This is a genomic window from Acidovorax sp. 1608163, assembly GCF_003669015.1.
Taxonomy (GTDB): domain Bacteria; phylum Pseudomonadota; class Gammaproteobacteria; order Burkholderiales; family Burkholderiaceae_C; genus Acidovorax.
Genome location: NZ_CP033069.1, coordinates 1,426,463 through 1,444,676, shown reverse-complemented (window position 1 = coordinate 1,444,676; position 18,214 = coordinate 1,426,463). Strand labels below are relative to the sequence as shown.

8 protein-coding genes, 1 tRNA gene and 3 pseudogenes are annotated in these 18,214 nt (G+C 62.1%); 2 read left to right on the top strand and 10 right to left on the bottom strand.

From position 1 onward, the window contains the following. Nucleotides 1–68: 68 nt before the first annotated feature. The 4 genes and pseudogenes from phaR to EAG14_RS06420 form a co-directional block, all read right to left on the bottom strand. Entirely contained in the window at nucleotides 69–629 is a 561-nt protein-coding gene (gene phaR, locus EAG14_RS06435; protein WP_099656153.1) for a polyhydroxyalkanoate synthesis repressor PhaR, read from the bottom strand. A gap of 346 nt (nucleotides 630–975) precedes the next feature. Beyond that, nucleotides 976–1,669 (bottom strand): annotated as a pseudogene (locus EAG14_RS06430) (IS5 family transposase). 346 nt (nucleotides 1,670–2,015) lie between these two features. Next, nucleotides 2,016–2,213, bottom strand: coding sequence for a hypothetical protein (locus EAG14_RS06425; RefSeq protein WP_121728388.1), 198 nt, complete (start codon nucleotides 2,211–2,213; stop codon nucleotides 2,016–2,018). Between the two features lie 80 nt (nucleotides 2,214–2,293). Continuing rightward, complete coding sequence (locus EAG14_RS06420; RefSeq protein ID WP_121728387.1) at nucleotides 2,294–6,382, bottom strand: DUF4347 domain-containing protein; 4,089 nt, start codon at nucleotides 6,380–6,382, stop codon at nucleotides 2,294–2,296. 452 nt (nucleotides 6,383–6,834) lie between these two features. Here EAG14_RS06420 and EAG14_RS06415 point away from each other — a divergent pair, with 452 nt between their 5' ends. Further along, nucleotides 6,835–8,373 (top strand): IS3 family transposase, encoded by a 1,539-nt coding sequence (locus tag EAG14_RS06415; RefSeq protein ID WP_121728386.1) that lies wholly within the window; start codon nucleotides 6,835–6,837, stop codon nucleotides 8,371–8,373. A 148-nt stretch (nucleotides 8,374–8,521) separates the two neighbouring features. Here EAG14_RS06415 and EAG14_RS06410 read toward each other — a convergent pair. The 3 genes and pseudogenes from EAG14_RS06410 to EAG14_RS06400 all read right to left on the bottom strand — a co-directional run bounded on the left by EAG14_RS06410 (nucleotide 8,522) and on the right by EAG14_RS06400 (nucleotide 11,868). Then, nucleotides 8,522–8,598, bottom strand: a tRNA-Val gene (locus tag EAG14_RS06410). A gap of 59 nt (nucleotides 8,599–8,657) precedes the next feature. After that, nucleotides 8,658–10,867 (bottom strand): annotated as a pseudogene (locus EAG14_RS06405) (bifunctional (p)ppGpp synthetase/guanosine-3',5'-bis(diphosphate) 3'-pyrophosphohydrolase). Continuing rightward, nucleotides 10,864–11,868 carry an alpha/beta fold hydrolase gene (locus EAG14_RS06400; RefSeq protein ID WP_121728385.1) on the bottom strand — a complete coding sequence of 335 codons (1,005 nt, stop codon included), beginning with the start codon at nucleotides 11,866–11,868 and terminating at the stop codon, nucleotides 10,864–10,866. Before EAG14_RS06400 ends, EAG14_RS06405 begins: the two are co-directional and overlap by 4 nt. A 168-nt stretch (nucleotides 11,869–12,036) precedes the next feature. Between EAG14_RS06400 and EAG14_RS06395 the strand changes: the two genes are divergently transcribed. Next, nucleotides 12,037–12,819: a 3-hydroxybutyrate dehydrogenase gene (locus EAG14_RS06395; protein ID WP_121728384.1), complete on the top strand. Its 783-nt coding sequence runs from the start codon at nucleotides 12,037–12,039 to the stop codon at nucleotides 12,817–12,819. A 130-nt stretch (nucleotides 12,820–12,949) separates the two neighbouring features. Here the strand turns inward: EAG14_RS06395 and EAG14_RS06390 are convergent, their stop codons facing one another. The 3 genes and pseudogenes from EAG14_RS06390 to rnhA form a co-directional block, all read right to left on the bottom strand. Then, nucleotides 12,950–16,120 carry an efflux RND transporter permease subunit gene (locus EAG14_RS06390; RefSeq protein WP_121728383.1) on the bottom strand — a complete coding sequence of 1,057 codons (3,171 nt, stop codon included), beginning with the start codon at nucleotides 16,118–16,120 and terminating at the stop codon, nucleotides 12,950–12,952. 33 nt (nucleotides 16,121–16,153) lie between these two features. Further along, nucleotides 16,154–17,517 (bottom strand): annotated as a pseudogene (locus EAG14_RS06385) (efflux RND transporter periplasmic adaptor subunit). Between the two features lie 210 nt (nucleotides 17,518–17,727). Further along, nucleotides 17,728–18,174: a ribonuclease HI gene (gene rnhA / locus EAG14_RS06380; RefSeq protein WP_099658725.1), complete on the bottom strand. Its 447-nt coding sequence runs from the start codon at nucleotides 18,172–18,174 to the stop codon at nucleotides 17,728–17,730. Nucleotides 18,175–18,214 lie beyond the last annotated feature (40 nt).

The window sequence follows — 18,214 nt, the reverse complement described above, 5'->3', positions numbered from 1 at the left end:
CCTATTCAAGGCAAGGTTTGGCGCGGGCAGGCCCCTTTGACGGGGACCGCCCTCACGCAGCCCAGGGACTACCTTTTGATTCCGAACGCGCCCAGCATCTGCTCGGTCTGCTTTTGCATCTGTTCCTGCATTTGCGTGAGCATCGATTGGGATTGCTCCACATAGTTGCCCATCATGCCCTTGAGCATCGGCGACTGCAGGTTCATAAACTGCGCCCACATCTCTGGTGTCACGCTTTGCGACTGCTCGGCCAGCTTGGTTTGCACATCGGTGAAGGCCTGGACGTTTTTCTCCAGATAAGCCCCCATGAAGCCCTGCATGGCATGGCCGTAGAACCGGATGATGTTGGCCAGCACCGCCTCACTGAACATAGGCGCCCCACCCGCTTCCTCTTCCAGAATGATCTGCAGCAAGATGCTGCGCGTGAGGTCTTCACCGGTCTTGGCGTCGCGCACCACCACATTTTGGTGATCCATGACGAGTTGCCGCACCTCGGTCAACGTGATGTAGGTGGAGGTATCGGTGTCGTACAGGCGCCGATTGGGGTACTTCTTGATCACGCGCTGCGCTGGTTTGGCAGAGGCGCTGGTGGATTCAGGCAAATCGTGGCTCCTTGGGCGAACGCCCATGTGGGTATTGCAGTGCAACACATTCTAGAGAGCCACGGGGCGGAGATTCTCCGAGGATTACCCTGATGGGCGTGCGCGCCGACCCAACACCCGGTTTCACGGCGGAAAATAAAAAAGCCTTCCAAGCAGTTTGCTTTGGAAGGCTTTTTACCAATGGTTAGTTGGTAGGCGCGATTGGACTCGAATGTGTGGGCACCTGGAGCTCCACTGTGAGGTGCCCCTGCAATCACCCTCCAGTGACCGCCTGGAAACGTCAGTAAACCCCAAATAAAGCCCCACGTAGGCGGGGCCCCACCGACCAATGAACGGAGTCCACTCGCGGTAGCCAAAAACCCTTAGAACCTGTTCAAGATCTTTTGAGCAGTAGGGCCAAGAATGCCAGATGGACAAACTGCAAACTGGTACTGAGCAGTCTCTCGCAGTTCTTCCACAACCGCCTGTTCTTCTCCAGCCACGCAAAGCTGCGCTCCACCACCCAGCGCTTGGGCATCACAGTGCGTTTGGCGATCTGTACTGTGACGTATGCGCCCAGAATGTCTTGGACGCCTTGGGCGAACGGCTTGCCCACATAGCCGCTGTCACACAGCAAGGCTTGCACCCGGCTCAAAGCCAGTTTGCAGCGCTGCAGTGCCTGTAGGTCCGTCACCTTGGCTGTGGTCACCGCAATGGCGTGCGGTAGCCCTTGGGTGTCCACTGCAATGTGGCGCTTGATGCCCAACCTGCGTCATAGCCCTTCAAGGCGGCTGTGTCCGTGTTCTTCACGCTCTGTGCGTCCACGATCAAGAACGCGTTTGAGGCGTTGCGCCCCTGCTTCTCTCGGGCCGCGCCAACCTGATTTTTTAAGCCTGCTCCAGCAGACTGACGCCTTCGCGCTGCTCACTCCAGATGGCAAAGTACGCGTGCACCATACGCCATTTGGGAAAGTCACTGAGCAGGGCTCGCCACTAGCAGCCTGTGCGCAGCAGATAGAGCACCGCACAAAACACCTCGTAGAGTTTTACCGTGCGTGGGTGCGTGATTTTGCGGGCGTTCTCCAGCATGGGGGCGATGAGCTCGAACTTCTACAGGCCGATGTCGCTGGAGTACTTGGCTCTCATGGGGCAGGCTGCTTAGCAGCAAGTCAGCAAGAAACGGAGATTTTGAACACGTTCTTAGATAAAGCGCCTTATGCATCGGTTGATTGGGCTCGAACCAGAAACCTGGGGAACTAGGGGGTTTTCCGGGGAACGTCTCAACGGTTCATCCGAGAGATATGCCCCTTGCCACGCCTCGCTGCCCCAAGGCCGCCCCTGTAGTAGCTGCCCCCGGCACACGCAAACTTTTCAAGTAACCGTCATCCGTCACTACTGAGCCTCGCTGCTGTTCGTATGACTACTCATTCACCGCTCACAGATCCGCATCCGACCCGGCTGCATTGACCAAAGCATCGATCTCCGCACCAAACCCACCGGCCATCATCTGGTACCTTATGTTCGCTTGGAGTCGGGCAGCCTCGTCGATACTGGGCAGGCCGATTCGGCCATTCGCAAGTTTGCGCACCTGTAACAGTGAGTCCAGGCCGCGCAGGCCGTTCGCAAAGCGCATCTTGCCCTGGATCAGGGCATGCCCGCAGATTCGGGCACGTTGCCAAGCACCATCAGGACGCTACTCTACCTGCGTGCCAGCTACTTGCGGGCACGCTGGCGCTGCTTGTGCCAGACCATCAAGCCAATCATGGCCGAGAGCAGCGCTAGCGCCCATGGCGCATCCACAGGAATCCCCACGGCGTCGCTCGCCACAGGCACCGCCAACGGGGCGAACGGATCGCTGATGCTACCGACCGCTCCATCCGAGTCACCCACGCCGTTATCCGTAATGCTGTAGGTCACCGTCTTGCGGTCACCGCTGAGTGACGCACCACTGAACTGGAACCAACTGGATGCAGCCACCACCCCGCCCACCGCCGCTGTAGCAGGGCCATACTTCCAGAACTGAATGCCGGCCGGGAGGGCTTCAGGGTATGTAATCGCCATCGTCACCGTCCCGACGCAGCTGGTGGACTGGAATGCGTATTCCCCATAAGGCATGGTTTTGCCCGCAGGAGCCGGGTTGGACAAACTCGCAAAACCACTGGTGGGATTCAGCGTGCAGGATGAGCCGCCTCCCGACAGGGTCGCCGTAGCCGTACCAACCATGCCAGGCACCGAGCCCGACACAGTGAGCAACTGGGGGGTTACGGCGGAAGATGCAGCCGATGCAGCGCTAGCGCCTGCGGAGTTGTTGGCGGCCACCGTGAAGGTGTACGACGTGCCGTTGGTCAGACCGGGTACGACGATGGGGCTAGAGGCGCCGGTGGCGGTGATACCGCTAGGCGCGGATGTCACCGTATAGCTTGTGATCGGTGCGCCACCATTGACGGCCGGGGCCGTGAATGACACGCTGGCCTGGGCATTACCCGCCGTGGCCACACCGATGGTGGGTGCGCCCGGAATCACTGCGTTGACTGCGAAGCTGCGCGACACCTGTGGGGCCGCCAGATAACTGCCATTACCGGCCTCGTCTGCATTGATCGTGCAGGTGCCGACAGTGACAAAGGTCAGCGAGCCGGTTGTGGTGATGGTGCAAACGCCCGTTGTCGAAGACGTGAACGTCGGGGTCAGACCGGAGTTGGAAGTCGCGGTAAGCGTTGGGGTTGTTCCAAAGTTCTGCGCGGCTGGCTGGGCAAATGTAATGATTTGCGCGGCCTTGGGCGTTACCGCATTGGATGCCGCAGAAGCCGCGCCCGTACCCGCAATGTTGGTTGCAGTGACTGTAAACGTATAGGAAACCCCATTGGTCAGACCCGTCACAGTGATGGGGCTTGCAACGCCAATATTGGCAAGCCCAGCCGGGTTAGATGTGACGGTGTAGCCGGAAATAGCGGAACCACCCGTGAATACCGGGGCGGTAAATGTCACCGATGCCTGGGTGTCGCCTGCCGTGGCGGTGCCAATCGTGGGTGCACCTGGCACAACCGCGGCTACGGTGAAGCTTCGTCCAACCTGCGAGGCCGCCAAGTAACTACCGTCACCGGCCTGGTCCGCATTGATGGTGCAGGTGCCGCTAGTGACGAAGGTCAGTGCCCCACCGGTGCTGATGGTGCAGACACCCGTTGTCGCTGACGTGAAGGTCACGCTCAGGCTGGATGTTGCCGTGGCGGTTAGCGTCGGGGTCGTGCCAAAGTTCTGTGTACCAGGGTTGTTGAAGGTGATGGTCTGTGCCGCCTTGGGTGTTACGGAATTCGATGCCGCAGACGCCGAACTGGTGCCTGTACCGTTGTTCGCGGTGACGGTGAAGGTATAGGACACGCCATTGTTAAGCCCTGTCACGGTGATGCTGCAAGCAGCAGGACCTGAACAGGTGCCGGTCGCGCCGCCAGGATTTGCCGTTGCCGTATAGGTGGTGATGGATGCGCCACCGTTGGACGCTGGCGCGGTGAAGGTGACCGAGGCCTGGGTATCACCAGCGACTGCCGTGCCGATCGTCGGGGCCCCGGGGGCGATGGCGTTGACGGTGAAGGTTTGCTGGACCTGTGGAGCGGCATTAAAGCTACCGTTGCCCGCCTGGTTTGCGCTGATGGTGCAGCTACCCGCTGTCACGAAGGTCAATGTGCCGCCGGGCGTGATCGTGCAGACACCGGCCGTCGCGGTCGTGAAGGTGGGTGCCAGGGTCGATGTGGCAGTGGCCGTCACTGTGGGCGAGGTGCCGAAGTTTTGCGCCCCGGGGTTGTTGAAGGTGATGGTCTGCGCGCCTTTGGGGGTGACGCTGTTGGATGCAGCCGATGCAGTGCCGGTGCCGGCAGCATTGGTGGCGGTCACGGTGAACGTGTAGGCCGTGCCGTTGGTAAGCCCCGTGACAGTGATGGTGCAGGCAGCAGGCCCTGCGCAGGTGCCAAACGACCCCCCGGGATTGGCCGTTGCCGTGTAGGTGTTGATGGCAGAACCGCCGTTGGAAGCCGGGGCGGTGAAGGTGACCGAGGCCTGGGCATCACCCGTTGTCGCCGTGCCGATGGTGGGCGTGCCGGGTGCGACTGCAGCGATCGTGAACGATTGCTGGACCAGGGATGCCGCGGCGTAGGTTGCATCACCGGCCTGGTTGGCATTGATGGTGCAGGTGCCGGTGGTCACCGTGGTCAGTACACCGCCGGTGGAGATGGTGCAGACACCGGCGGTGGTGGTCGTGAAGGTGGGTGCCAGGCCCGATGTGGCGGTGGCAGGCAGCGTGGGCGTGGTGCCGAACGACTGGGTGCCAGGGTTGTTGAAGGTGATGGTCTGCGGGCATTTGCTGGTAGTGAACGTGGCGTCACTGCCGTTGGTGGTGCCTGCGCTGTTGACCCCTTTGACCCGGAAGTGGTACGTGGTGTTGCAGGTCAGGCTGGAGATGGCCACGGAGGCAGCGGTGGCACCCGCGCCTGCGCCCACGGTGCCGCCGGTGGTGGCTGCTGCGGAGCTGCCGTAAGCGTTGGTCAGGCCGTACTCAAAGGTGACGGTGGTGGATGCGCCGTTGTCGTTGCCCGTGCCGTTCAGGGTCGCGCCAGTGGCGGTAATGCTGGTGGCTGCGCCTGTAGTGGCGGTGGGGGCGACCGGCACTGCATCTGCAATCACAATGTTGTTGATGGAGGCGTTGGTCGCTGTCTGGTCACCCAAATATCCACCTGCGGTGATGTAGAAACGGACATCGTCAACATTGTCAAAACTATTGCCCAAAACAACATCAAATGGCAGAAAGGACGCCACGTAGGCTTCGAAAGTCGTCGATGCAACCTCCACGCTGTTGCGATAGCCTTTTACGGTCATGGTGGTGGTCGATGTTTCACCCCAGTTGTAGTGCTTGAACTGTGTGAGCTTGAATTTGCTGCCGTTACTGGATTTGATCCGCATGCCTTTGGAACCGGCATTCTGGTCGTAGGTAATTGCGGAGTAACTGCCGTCGTTGCTGTTCAAGAAACCATTGTTTTGCCACGACATGGTGCCAGTTTGCGTTCCGGCAGTATCGGATATGTTGGATATCTGGATCACGATACCAGGCAGATCGGCAGACCCACCCTGTCCGTCCGTTGCGATGCCGCCGGTGCCCAGCCCACCACCATTGCTGGTGAACGTTATTGTCCCGTTCGCCAACAGATGGGAATAACCAGGACTTGACAGGCTCGCAGTTTGAATCGCGCCGGAGCGCTGCTCCAAAAACCAGTCCCCGCCAAGGCTTTTGGCTCCCGTTTTATTGACTGAGGCTGCAACAGCAACTTGTGTTTCGCGGGATAAAGCAGACACAAAATTTTGGCCAATTTCACCCGCAGCAACTTCGCACCCATAGAGCAGCAGGTCACCGCCCGGTTTCAAAGCCCGCCGCACTGCAGCCAACTCTTTCACATACAAGCCGAGATTGCTCTCGGTCAAAGTGAGGGCACCCAGATGCAGAGCGCCAGAAGCACCGTGCGATATAAGGTGTATGGCGTCCACCTTGTCGTATTGGTTCAGAACACGGGCCATTTCCACTAGCCCGTCTTGCTTGGCGTCCAGCACGTAGGGATGAAAACCAGGGCCAAAATCACGCACGAGTGTGCTGTGGTCCTCCACGTTGCTTTCTATGAAAACAAGTTCTTGCCGAGCGTTGCCTAAGTAAGCATGAGTCCCAGCTATCGTCGAAGGGTGTGCAAAAAGCAGTACGGCCAATGCAATCGCAAGCAGCGCGAATTGATAAATCGTTAAACGATGGTGTGTGAAAGCTTTTTGCATGTACCCCTCTTATTTATATTTGGCAACAAAAATACTGCAAGTTGCAAAACCAGAGGGATTAAAAAGTCACATAGGCATCTTTTTTAGCCCCGACGCAGCTTTAAGGCTCACCCTCGAAGGAGATGCACCGCCACCAAAAAGTCCCCAGCGTTTCTAAATCCCACACTGCGGGCGACTATATCTTAAGCAGGCCGATTGCAATGCACTTTAAAAGTGCGCCTGAGTGTTGAGGCCGATATGGCGGACCAGCGGTCCCGATAACACGCGACGGCGCCACGGCAAGTGCAGTGCCCCCAAAAGCCTTGGAGTTTTCCTGCATGAATCCCTCTGCAACGTAATTTGGGCAAGGATGAAGCCCAGACAATACGCCCATGAAGCAAAGCCGCCTGGGCCTGCGCAATACCTTCAAAACGGGGGTGCGGCGGAAAACTTGGACTACCTGGAGGTAGTTCATGTATTCATACGAAGACCGCATCCGAGCGGTCACGCTCGACATCAAGCTGGGCAAGCGCACCGGAGCGACTATCCGCCAGTTGGGCTATCCGACGAAGAACTCCTTGAAGAGCTGGCATGAGGAGTACGAGCGGCGCCTGGACCTGTTGTCCGGCTACGTGCGCTCGAAGCCGAAGTATTCTCAAATTCAGAAGGAGCAGGCTGTCAAACACTACGCCGAGCACGGGCGCTGCATCGCATCAACAGTCAAGGCGCTGGGCTATCCGTGCCGCGATTTGCTGCGCGCCTGGATTGATGAACTGGACCCCGACTCCCGCCAGCGCGTTGTCGGCAGAGCCGTCAGTGCACCTCGGCCGCCGCAAATGAAGAAGCAGGCGGTCCTCGAACTGTGCACTCGTGAGGGAAGTGCGCAGGCGGTTGCTCAGAAGCTTGGCGTGAGCAGGCCGACGTTGTACAACTGGAAGAACCAGCTCCTGGGGCGTGAGGCACCCGCATCCATGAAACAAACCAATCAGTCACCCCACGCTCAAGAGCGCGACGAGCTCGAGCGCCAGGTTGAGGCGTTGCGCCGCGAAGTCAGGCAACTGCGCCTTGAGCAGGACCTCTTGAACAAGGCCAATGAACTGCTAAAAAAAGGCCTGGGCGTCGATCTGCAGCTCCTGTCCAACAGGGAGAAGACACTGCTGATTGACGCCCTCAAGGAGCACTATGGCCTGCCAAAGCTCCTTGGACAGTTGGGCCTTGCACGCAGCTCGTACTTCTACCATCGGGCCCGCGCAGCGGTGGGCGACAGGTACCTCTGTGCGCGTCGTGCGATCACCGATATCTTTGAGTCGGACCACCGTTGCTACGGCTACCGCAGGCTGCAGGCCTCGCTGACAAGGCAGCAGGTCAACATCTCGGAGAAGGTGGTGCAGCGGCTGATGAGGCAGGAGCGCTTGGTTGCTCCAAAGTCCAAGAAGCGCAGATACGCCTCGTACCAAGGGGAGATCAGTCCAGCGCCAGAGAACATCATCAACCGCGACTTCCAGGCTGCTGCATCCAATGAGAAGTGGCTCACGGACATCACAGAGTTCCAGATCCCCGGCGGCAAGGTTTACCTGTCGCCAATCATCGATTGCTTCGACGGCATGGTAATGAGCTGGACCATTGGCACGAGCCCGGACGCTGAGCTGGTCAATACCATGCTGGACGCAGCCATCGAGACGGTGACGGACACCGCTGACCGGCCTGTGGTCCACTCCGACCGCGGCGGCCACTACCGCCGGCCAGGCTGGATATCAAGGATGCGCGATGCCAACTTCACCCGCTCGATGTCTCGCAAGGCATGCTCCCCTGACAACGCAGCCTGCGAGGGGTTCTTCGGTTGGCTGAAGAACGAACTGTTCTATCCTCAGGACTGGAAGAGCGTCACCCTTGCGCAGTTCATTGAGGCAGTCGACAACTACAGCCGCTGGTACAACGAGAAGCGGATCAAGATATCCCTGTGGGCCCTCAGCCCGATCGAATACAGGGTGAGTCTTGGACTTGCGGCATAAAACCAGTCCAAGTTTTTATCCGCACCCCCGATGGCTCAGCTCTACTTCGGCGCGGACACTTCAAGGTGAATAAAGCCTCAACCAGCGAAACAACCAAAAAAAAGCCTTCTAGACCGTTAATCTAGAAGGCTTTTTACCAATGGTTAGTTGGTAGGCGCGATTGGACTCGAACCAACGACCCCCACCATGTCAAGGTGGTGCTCTAACCAGCTGAGCTACGCGCCTGTTTGTATTCGAGAATGCGAGTATAGCATCAAAAAAGCAGGTCTCGCAAAACTCAGCACTCAGCGCCGCCGTGCCGAGCGCACCCCCGGCACCGAAGCCACGATGCCCAGCACCTTGTTGAGGCGGCCAGAGTCTGCCACTTCTACCGTGAAAGTCATCCAGGCAGTGCCCTTGACGGACTGGGTCTGCACCCCGATCACGTTGGTCTTTTCACGGGCAAACACTTCCGAGATATCGCGCAGCAGCCCCTGGCGGTCAGCCGCCTCGACCGCCACATCCACCGGGTACACGGCAGCGGCAGCCGCTTTGGGCGTGCCCCATTCCACCTCGATCACCCGTTCGGCGCTGCGCGCGGCCATCTCACGGAAGTTGCTGCAGTCAGCGCGGTGCACGCTCACCCCCTTGCCACGCGTGACAAAACCCCGGATCAGGTCGGGCGGTGCTGGCTTGCAGCACTTGGCCAGCTGGGTCATCAGCGAATCAATGCCCACCACCAGCACCCCGCCCTTGGGGCAGATTCGTTGGTGCGGGTTTTCTTGAGCAGCAGGTAATCGTCCGGCTGCAACACGGGCTCGGGCGGGCGCAGCAGGTTCTCGATGTTGCGCAGCGAAAACTCGTCCTTGCCCACCACTTCAAACAAACCGTCCGCAGATTTGAAGCCCAACTGCGCAGCCAGGTCGTCCAGCTTCATGGCGGTTTTGCCTTCGCGCTGCAGCAGCTTCTCTACCGCCTCACGCCCACGGGCCACCGTCTCGTGCGTGGCCTGGGCGTTGAACCAGGCGCGCACCTTGGCCTTGGCGCGGTTGCTGGTGAGGTAGCCCAGCTCGGCGTTGAGCCAATCGCGCGAGGGGCGGCCTTCCTTGACAGTGCTGATTTCCACCGTCTGGCCGTTTTGCAATGGAGTATTCAGCGGCACCATGGCGCCGTCCACCCGTGCCCCCCGGCAGCGGTGCCCGACACTGGTGTGCACGGCATAGGCAAAGTCCACCGGGGTAGCGCCTTGCGAAAGCTCGATCACCGCCGCATCGGGCGTGAGCACGTAGATGCGGTCTTCAAACAGGCCTCGGTTGGGCACGTTGCCAGCCAGGTCGCGCTCCCAGGCCAGCAACTGGCGCAGCACCGCGATCTTGGCGTCGTACTCGCCTGCGGCAGACACGCCTGCGTAACCCTTGCTGCCCGCCTCTTTGTACGCCCAGTGCGCCGCCACGCCGTGCTCGGCGTGGTCGTGCATGGCCTGGGTACGGATCTGGATTTCGACCGGGCGGCCCTGCTCGTCCCGCACGATGGTGTGCAGGGACTGGTAGCCGTTGGGCTTGGGCTTGGCGATGTAGTCGTCAAACTCTTCCACGATGGGTGTGAACTGCTCGTGCACCCAGCTGAGGGCGGCATAGCAATCCTTCACGCTGGGCACCACCACGCGCAGCGCCCGCAGGTCCAGCACCTGGTCGAAGTTCAGCGACTTGCCTCGCATCTTCTTGACGATGCTGTAGATGTGCTTGGGCCGCCCCTGCACGGTGGCGCTGATGCTGCGCCCGCGCAACTCAGACTCCAGCCGCTGGCGCAGCTGCTGCATGTACACCTCGCGCTCACCGCGCTTTTCATCGAGCAGGCGGGCCACGTCCTTGTAGGTGTCGGGCTCCAGGAAGCGAAAGGACAAGTCCTCCAGCTCCCACTTCATCTGCCAGATGCCCAGGCGGTTGGCCAGCGGCGCAAACACCTGCAGCGATTCGCGCGCCAGGCTGGGCGACACCGGCCGCTTGCTGGCCGCATGAAAGCGCAGCGTTTGCAGGCGCGACGCCAGCCGCAGCATCACCACCCGCAAGTCACGCGAGAAGGCCAGCAGCATCTTGCGCACGTTCTCGGTCTGCACCGCAGGGTCATCGACCTGCTCGGCGGCCAGGGCCTGGCGCTGCACCCGCATGAGCTTGGTGGTCTCGACCGCCAGGGCGGCAAAGTTGTCACCAAACGCTTTGGCGATCACCTCTTCGGGCTTGTTGAGGTGCACGCAGGCATACACCAGATAGCACGCGGCCTGCATGGCTTCAGAGCCGCCAATGCCTTTGAGGATGGCCGCCACGGCGTCGGCGTGGAGCAGGGTGTTTTCGCCAGAGTCCAGCGTCTCGCAGGCCAGCAAGGGCTCGGCAAAAGCCCGGGCCCGGGCCAGAGCGTCCACTTGCTCGGGCAGTGCATGGGCCGTGGCAGCAATCAGCTGCGGCAGGGGCTCGGAGGGCGCGAGGGTGGGGACGTGGGTCGAGGGGTTCGTCTTCATTCTGCCAAGGCACCTTTTTCGAGGGGAGCGGCCAGAAGAAAGTCCTGCACCACGGCCACCTGGTCGGCAGCCACCAAGGTGGGGGCATGCCCCACGCCTTCCAACTCCACGCAGCGTGCCCTGGGGCCACGGGCCTGCATGGCGCCGGCCGTCTCTCGCGACAGCAAGTCCGATTGCGCCCCACGCAGCAGCAACGTTTGCGCCTGGATATGGTCGTACAGCTGCCACAAGGCGGCCTCGCCCGCAGCGGCAGCCTCAGGCGTCAACGCCCGAAACGGCACGGCAATGGCCGGGTCGTAGTGCAGCGCCAAACCCCCTTCGGGCAGGCTGCGCACCATGGGTTGAGAGAGCGCCAGCCACTGCGCTGGGGTGTGCGGCCCAAAGCTGCTGGAGATGGCCCACATCGCATCGGCCGCCTGCTGCAGCGATTCAAACCGCGCTGGGTAGCCCAGGTATTGGCCAATGCGCTGCAGCGCCTGCCACTGGATGACCGGCCCCACATCGTTGAGCACCAATCGGCGAACGGGTGCGGGCAAGGGCAAGCCCGGTTGCCCCGCCAGGGCCATGCCGATGAGCCCCCCCATGCTGGTGCCCACCCAATCGAGGGTGGCAATGGGGCCTTGCTGGTGCACCTGCGCCAGCAAGGCCAGCATGTCGGCCGCGTACACCGGCAGCTGATAGCCCATGGGGTCTGCCAGCCAGTCGCTTTGGCCACGCCCCACCACATCGGGGCAAATCACGCGCGCGTGGGCGCTGAGGCTGCGGGCCAGGGTGTCAAAGTCGCGCCCTTGGCGCGACAGGCCATGCACGCACACCACCACATGCGGGTGGGCTGGGTTGCCGGTGGCATTCCACTCCCAATACGCCATGCGGTGGGCTGCTGGGTGGACGGCCGGTTGGGCCGCAGGATGCTGCGCAGGCGATGCGTCGGTCAGGGCTGCTGGTGCCGAGGCCGCAGCAAGGCCTGGGCACGGTACGTAGTTCAGCGTAGGTTCAATCATGGGTGCGAAATCCGAAGGCAGCGCTTGATAATGGCTGCGTTGCATCGTAATTCATTAGGACTTGCGCAAACCGGTATGCAGCAAAAGCCTTTGCCCTGCGGTGGGGCCACCTGCACCCTGGTTGCGCCAGTCATGTTTCCCAGTCATGTTCATTAGGGAGAAACTCTCATGCTGAAAGGCAAAACGGCCCTCGTCACCGGCTCTACCAGCGGCATCGGCCTGGGCATTGCAAAAGCCCTGGCCCGCCAGGGGGCCAACATCGTGCTCAACGGGTTTGGTGACGTGGATGCGCCCCGGGCCGAGGTGCTGGCCGCAGGCCAGGCGGCGGATGCCCAGGTGGCCTACCACGGGGCGGACATGAGCCGGGCCGCAGACATCGAAGACATGATGCGCTACAGCGCCACCCAGTTTGGCCAGGTGGACATTCTGGTCAACAACGCGGGTATCCAGCATGTCGCCAATGTGGAAGACTTTCCCGTGGAGAAGTGGGATGCCATTTTGGCCATCAACCTGACCAGCGCCTTCCACACATCGCGCCTAGCCTTACCCAGCATGCGCAAGGCCAACTGGGGCCGCATCATCAACGTGGCGTCGGTGCACGGGTTGGTGGGCTCGGCCCAAAAATCCGCCTATGTGGCCGCCAAGCACGGCATCGTGGGGTTGACCAAAGTGACGGCGCTGGAGACCGCCACCACAGGCATCACGGCCAACGCCATCTGCCCCGGCTGGGTGCTGACACCGCTGGTGCAAAAGCAGGTGGATGCCAAGGCCGCCGCCCACGGCCTGAGCAACGAAGAAGCCACCAAGCTGCTGCTGGGCGAGAAAGAGCCCTCCATGCAATTCACCACCCCCGAGGAGCTGGGTGACCTGGCGGTGTTCTTCTGCTCCACCGCGGCCAACAACGTGCGTGGCGTGGCCTGGAACATGGACGGCGGCTGGGCGGCTCAGTAAACAACCGCCTCAAACGCTATTAATTTGATAGCTACTAGCGCTTATTCGACAAGCACTAGAGGCACATTCAATTAAAAAGGCCCTTGGCGTGATGCCAAGGGCCTTCTTTTGTGGGTGCAGCCAGTGCGACTCAGCCGTGCGCCGCCGCAGACCCTGCAGGGCCATCGGCGTGCGGCGTGGCACTCTCCACCGCCACGGTGGTCTTGGCCCCCGGCACCGCCTTGCGAGCAAACAGGGTGTACATGGTGGGCACCACAAAAATCGTGAGCAAGGTGCCCAACGACATGCCGCCCACAATCACCCAGCCAATCTGCGACCGCGTCTCGGCCCCAGCCCCGGTGGCCAGCGCCAGGGGCACAGCGCCCAGCACCATGGCGCCGGTGGTCATCAGGATGGGGCGCAGGCGCTGGGCTGAGGCTTTGACCAGCGCGTCCACCATGTCCATACCCTCTTCGCGCAGTTGGTTGGTGAACTCCACAATCAAGATGCCGTGCTTGGTGATCAGGCCCACCAGCGTGATGAGGCCGATCTGCGAGTACACGTTGAGCGAGCCCCCGCTCCACTGCAGCGCCAGCAGCGCACCGATCATGGACAGCGGCACCGACACCATGATGACCAGGGGGTCGATGAAGCTCTCGAACTGCGCAGCCAGCACCAAGAAGATGAACACCAGCGCCAGCAGGAACACGATGCCCAGGGCGCCCTGCGAGCTTTTGAACTCGCGCGAGGTGCCGTTGAGGTCGGTGGTGTAGCCAGGCTTGAGCACCTTGGCGGCGGTGGAATCCATGAAGGTCAGCGCCTCGCCCAGCGAATAGTCGGGCGACAGGTTGGCCGTGATGGTGACCGAGCGGCGCTGGCCAAAGTGGTTCAGCTCGCGCGGGCTCACACTCTCCTTCACGTTCACCAGACTGGAGAGCGGAATCATGGCGTCGTTGCGGCCACGCACGTAGATGCTGTCAATGTTCTCTGGCGTGGTGCGGCCCCGGGCCTCGGTTTGCACGATCACGTCGTACTGCTCGGCATCGCGCTTGTAGCGCGTCACGGTGCGCCCGCCCAGCATGGTCTCAATGGCCTTGGCCACCACGTCCACACTCACGCCCAGGTCGGCTGCGCGCTCGCGGTTCACGCTGATGCGCAGCTCGGGCTTGTTCAGGCGCAGGTCCACATCGGGCGAGATGATGCCGGGGTTCTTGGCAATCTCGGCCATCATCTGGTTGGTGACGGCGTTCAGGTTCTCGTAGCTGTCCGAGGTCTGTATCACGTACGTGAGGGGCCGCGAGCGAAAGCCCTGGCCCAGCGACGGCGGGGTGATCAGGAACGAATTCACGCCTGGCAAGGCCGCCACCTTGGGCTGCAGGTCACGCGCCATGGCCAGGGTGCTGCGCTCGCGCTGCTCCCAGTCCACCGTGCGGTAGATCACGCTGCCTTGCGCTACCGTGGGGTTGCCGATGTTGGCAAAGATGCGGTCGAACTCGGGGTACTCGCGGCCAATCTTTTCCAGCTCCAGCGCGTAGCGGTTGGTGTAGTCCAGCGTGGCGCCATCGGGCGCCGTGACGTTGACGAGAATCGTGCCCCGGTCTTCCATGGGCGACAGCTCTTGCTTCATCTTGGGGTAGATCGCCACCAAACCGGCCCCACTGACGAGCATCACCGCCACAACCAGCCAGCGGGCCTGGAACAGCGCACCACGCAGCCCTCCACCCGAGCCGTCTTCCCTGCGCCCCCCCCACCGCGCCGTCACCACCCAGCGCAGCAGGCGGCCATAGGCGTCTGACAGGGCCGTGAGCCACCGCTCCATGGAGCGGTCAAACCAGTTCGGATTGGGGTTGTGCTTGAGCAGCAGCGAGCACATCATGGGCGACAGGGTCAGCGCCACAAAGCCCGACACCACCACAGCCCCGGCCAGGGCCAGCGCAAACTCCACAAACAACCGCCCAGTGCGGCCCGGGGTGAACGCCAGCGGCGCGTACACCGCCACCAGCGTGAGCGTCATGGCGATGATGGCAAAACCGATTTCACGCGCCCCCTTGATGGCGGCCGAGAACGGGTCCAGCCCCTCTTCAATGTGACGGTAAATGTTCTCCAGCATCACGATGGCATCGTCCACCACCAGCCCGATGGCCAGCACCAGGGCCAGCAAGGTCAAGGTGTTGATGGAGAAGCCCGCCAGGGACATCAGCGCAAACGTACCCACCAGACTCACCGGGATGGTGATGATGGGAATGATGGAGGCACGCAAGGTGCGCAAGAACACAAAGATCACCAACGCCACCAACACCACCGCCTCGCCAATGGTGTGGTACACGCTCTTGACCGAGCGGTCGATGAACAGCGAGTTGTCGTTGGCCACGTCGATGGTGATGTCGGCGGGCAAGTCGGCCTTCAAGGTGGGCAGCATGGCGCGCACACCGGCAGACAGCTCCAGCGGGTTGGCCGTGGCCTGGCGGATCACGCCCATCGAGATGGCTTCGCGGCCATTGAGGCGCACACGGCTGCGGTCGCTGGCGGCGCTTTCCTCCACCCGCGCCACATCGCGCATGCGCACCGGAAAGCCACTCACCGTGCGGATGACGATGTCAGAGAACTGCGCCGGGCGCGCCAACTCCGTCTGCGAGGTCACGCTGAACTCGCGCTGCTGCGACTCGATGCGGCCCGCGGGCAGCTCCAGGTTGTTGCGGCGAATGGCGTCTTCCACGTCCTGCGTTGTGAGGCGGTAGCCGGCCATGCGCTCGGGGTCCAGCCAGATGCGCATGGCATAGCGGCGCTCGCCGTAAATCGGCACGTCGGCCACGCCCGTCACCGTCTGCAGCCGAGGCTTGACGATGCGGTTGAGCAGGTCATTGATTTCGAGCGGGCTGCGCGTGTCGCTGCTGAAGGCCAGCCACATAACGGGCGAGGCATCGGCCTCCACCTTGGCGATGACGGGTTCGTCCACCGCGTCGGGCAGGCGGTTGCGCACGCGGGCGGTGCGGTCACGCACCTCGGCGGCGGCGTTGTCGGCGTCCTTCTCCAGCCGAAAGCGCACACTGATCTGGCTTTGCTCGGCGCGGCTGATGGAGGTGATCACGTCCACCGCATCAATACCGGCAATCGAGTCTTCGAGGGGCTTGGTGACCTGGGATTCGATCACCTCGGCCGAGGCCCCCGCATAGCGCACGCTCACGGTGACCACGGGTTCGTCGATCTTGGGGTACTCACGCACCGTCAAGCGGGTGAAGCTGACGGCCCCCACCAGCAAGACCAGCAAAGACAGGACGGTGGCGAAAACCGGCCGACGGATGGAGATTTCAGCAAGTTGCATGGCGGGCGTCGGGCGATGTCAAAAATGCAGAACTCAGGAGGAACGCGCGCCGCGGGCCGCGCGCGTGGGGCCAGGAGGCACTGCAGGCTCTGCCGCCCCTTGGCACGGATTGGCAGCACGCACATCGGGCAGCCCAGGCGGCGGGCTGGCAGCAGCAGACGCTGCGCGGGTGCTGGTCGCCACCACCGTGGCGGAGGCCGCAGCGGGGGCTGCAGCCGCAGTGTCTGCAGCGGATGCAGGCGGGGTTGGGGTTTGCGCCGCCGCTGCCTTGGCATCGCCCACAGACTGACCCAGCTCCACCACACGCACGGCCAGACCATCGCGCTGCAAGCGTTGCTGCCCGGCGGTCACCACCACATCCCCGGCGGCCAACCCTTCCACCACCTCGACAAAGCCGGGGGTGCGAGCGCCCAGGCGCACCGGGGTGCGTTTGGCAATCTTGCTGCCCTCTTCCTTGCCGGGCACGATGCGCAGCACATAGGGTGCGGTGCCATCGGGCACGATGGCTTCCTCAGGGATCACGCGGGCGTCTGCACGCTCGCCAAACACCGCTGTCACGCGGGCAAACATGCCGGGGCGCAACTGCAAGCGGCGGTTGTCGATGCAACCGCGCACGGCAATGGAGCGCCCATCGGCGTCAATTTGCGGGTTGATGGCCTGCACCACCGCCGAATACTGCACACCCGGCAGCGCATCGAAGGCCACGCGGGCCAGTTGGCCGGGTTTGACCTTGTCCTGCAGCCGCTCGGGCAGGCGGAAGTCCACATACACCGCGTCCAGGTCTTCCACGTTGACGATGTCGGCGCCATCCTTGAGGTAGTCGCCCACGTTCACCCCCGAATGCCCGCGATGCCATCGAAGGGCGCCAGGATGCGCAGGCGCTGCGCCGTGGCCTCAGACAGGGCCAGCTTGGCCTCAGCCACTTCGAGGTTGGCCGCACTTTCATCCACCGAGCGCTGGCTGATGAAGCCCTGGGCCACCAGCTCCTGGTTGCGTTTGTGGTTGGCGCGGGCAATCGACAACTCAGCCCGGCTTTGCTGCACCTGGGCCCGGGGCAGTTGGTCGTCTAGCTGCACCAGCAACTGCCCCTTGTGTACCCGCTGTCCATCGCGAAAGTTCAATTGGGTGATGCGCCCACTGATTTCAGGCCGCAGCACCACGCTACGCCGTGACCGCAGGCTGCCCACGGCCTCGGCGTCGTCGCGCAAGGCCATCTGGCGCACAGCGGTGGCTTCCACCATCACAGGTTTTCCACCGCCTTGAGGCGCCGACTTGGCCTGAGGGGCTGCCGCATCGGGGCGCGAAGCCTTCGAGGGTGACTGGAGCCACCAGGCAGCACCGGAAGCAGCGGCCAAACCGATAACCGCAAAAACGACGTATTTGTTCTTGAGCGCCATGGATCCATCAAACCTGGGGAGTTGCGACATGCAGCGAAGCAATGTATCAGTGCGTACCAAGTTGTGCATTCACTTTGGCGCTTACCCCCGTGGTCTGTTGTGCGAGATTTACACAAGCTTTACACGCAGCCACGGAGCGGTGCGCTTCACACCTCAGGCAAGGCGCTTTGCGCAGAGCCCACCCCGCGCGCCCGGGGCGAAGCCCTTACCTCAACGGCCGTTGGCTTTGTCCACGCCTTTGTTGGCCAGCGCATCTGCCCGTTCATTGCCCGGATCGCCCGAGTGGCCCTTGACCCAGCGCCATTCAATGCGGTGCCCCCCCGTGCTCACCAGCGCGTCCAGGCGCTTCCAGAGCTCCACATTCTTGACCGGTTGGTTGGACGACGTGCGCCAGCCTTTGGCCTTCCAGCCATGAATCCACTCGGTGATGCCTTTGCGCACGTATTCGCTGTCCAGAAACAGCGTGACGGCGCAGGGCCGCTTGAGGGCCGTGAGCGCCTCGATCACCGCCATCAGCTCCATGCGGTTGTTGGTGGTGCCCAGCTCGCCGCCAAACAACTCTTTTTCCAGCGTACCTGAACGCAGCAACACCCCCCAGCCCCCTGGGCCAGGGTTGCCTTTGCATGCGCCATCTGTGTATATCTCGACCTGGTTCAAACTGGATTCCTGCAAATGTGAAGATGATGAATAGAAGGGT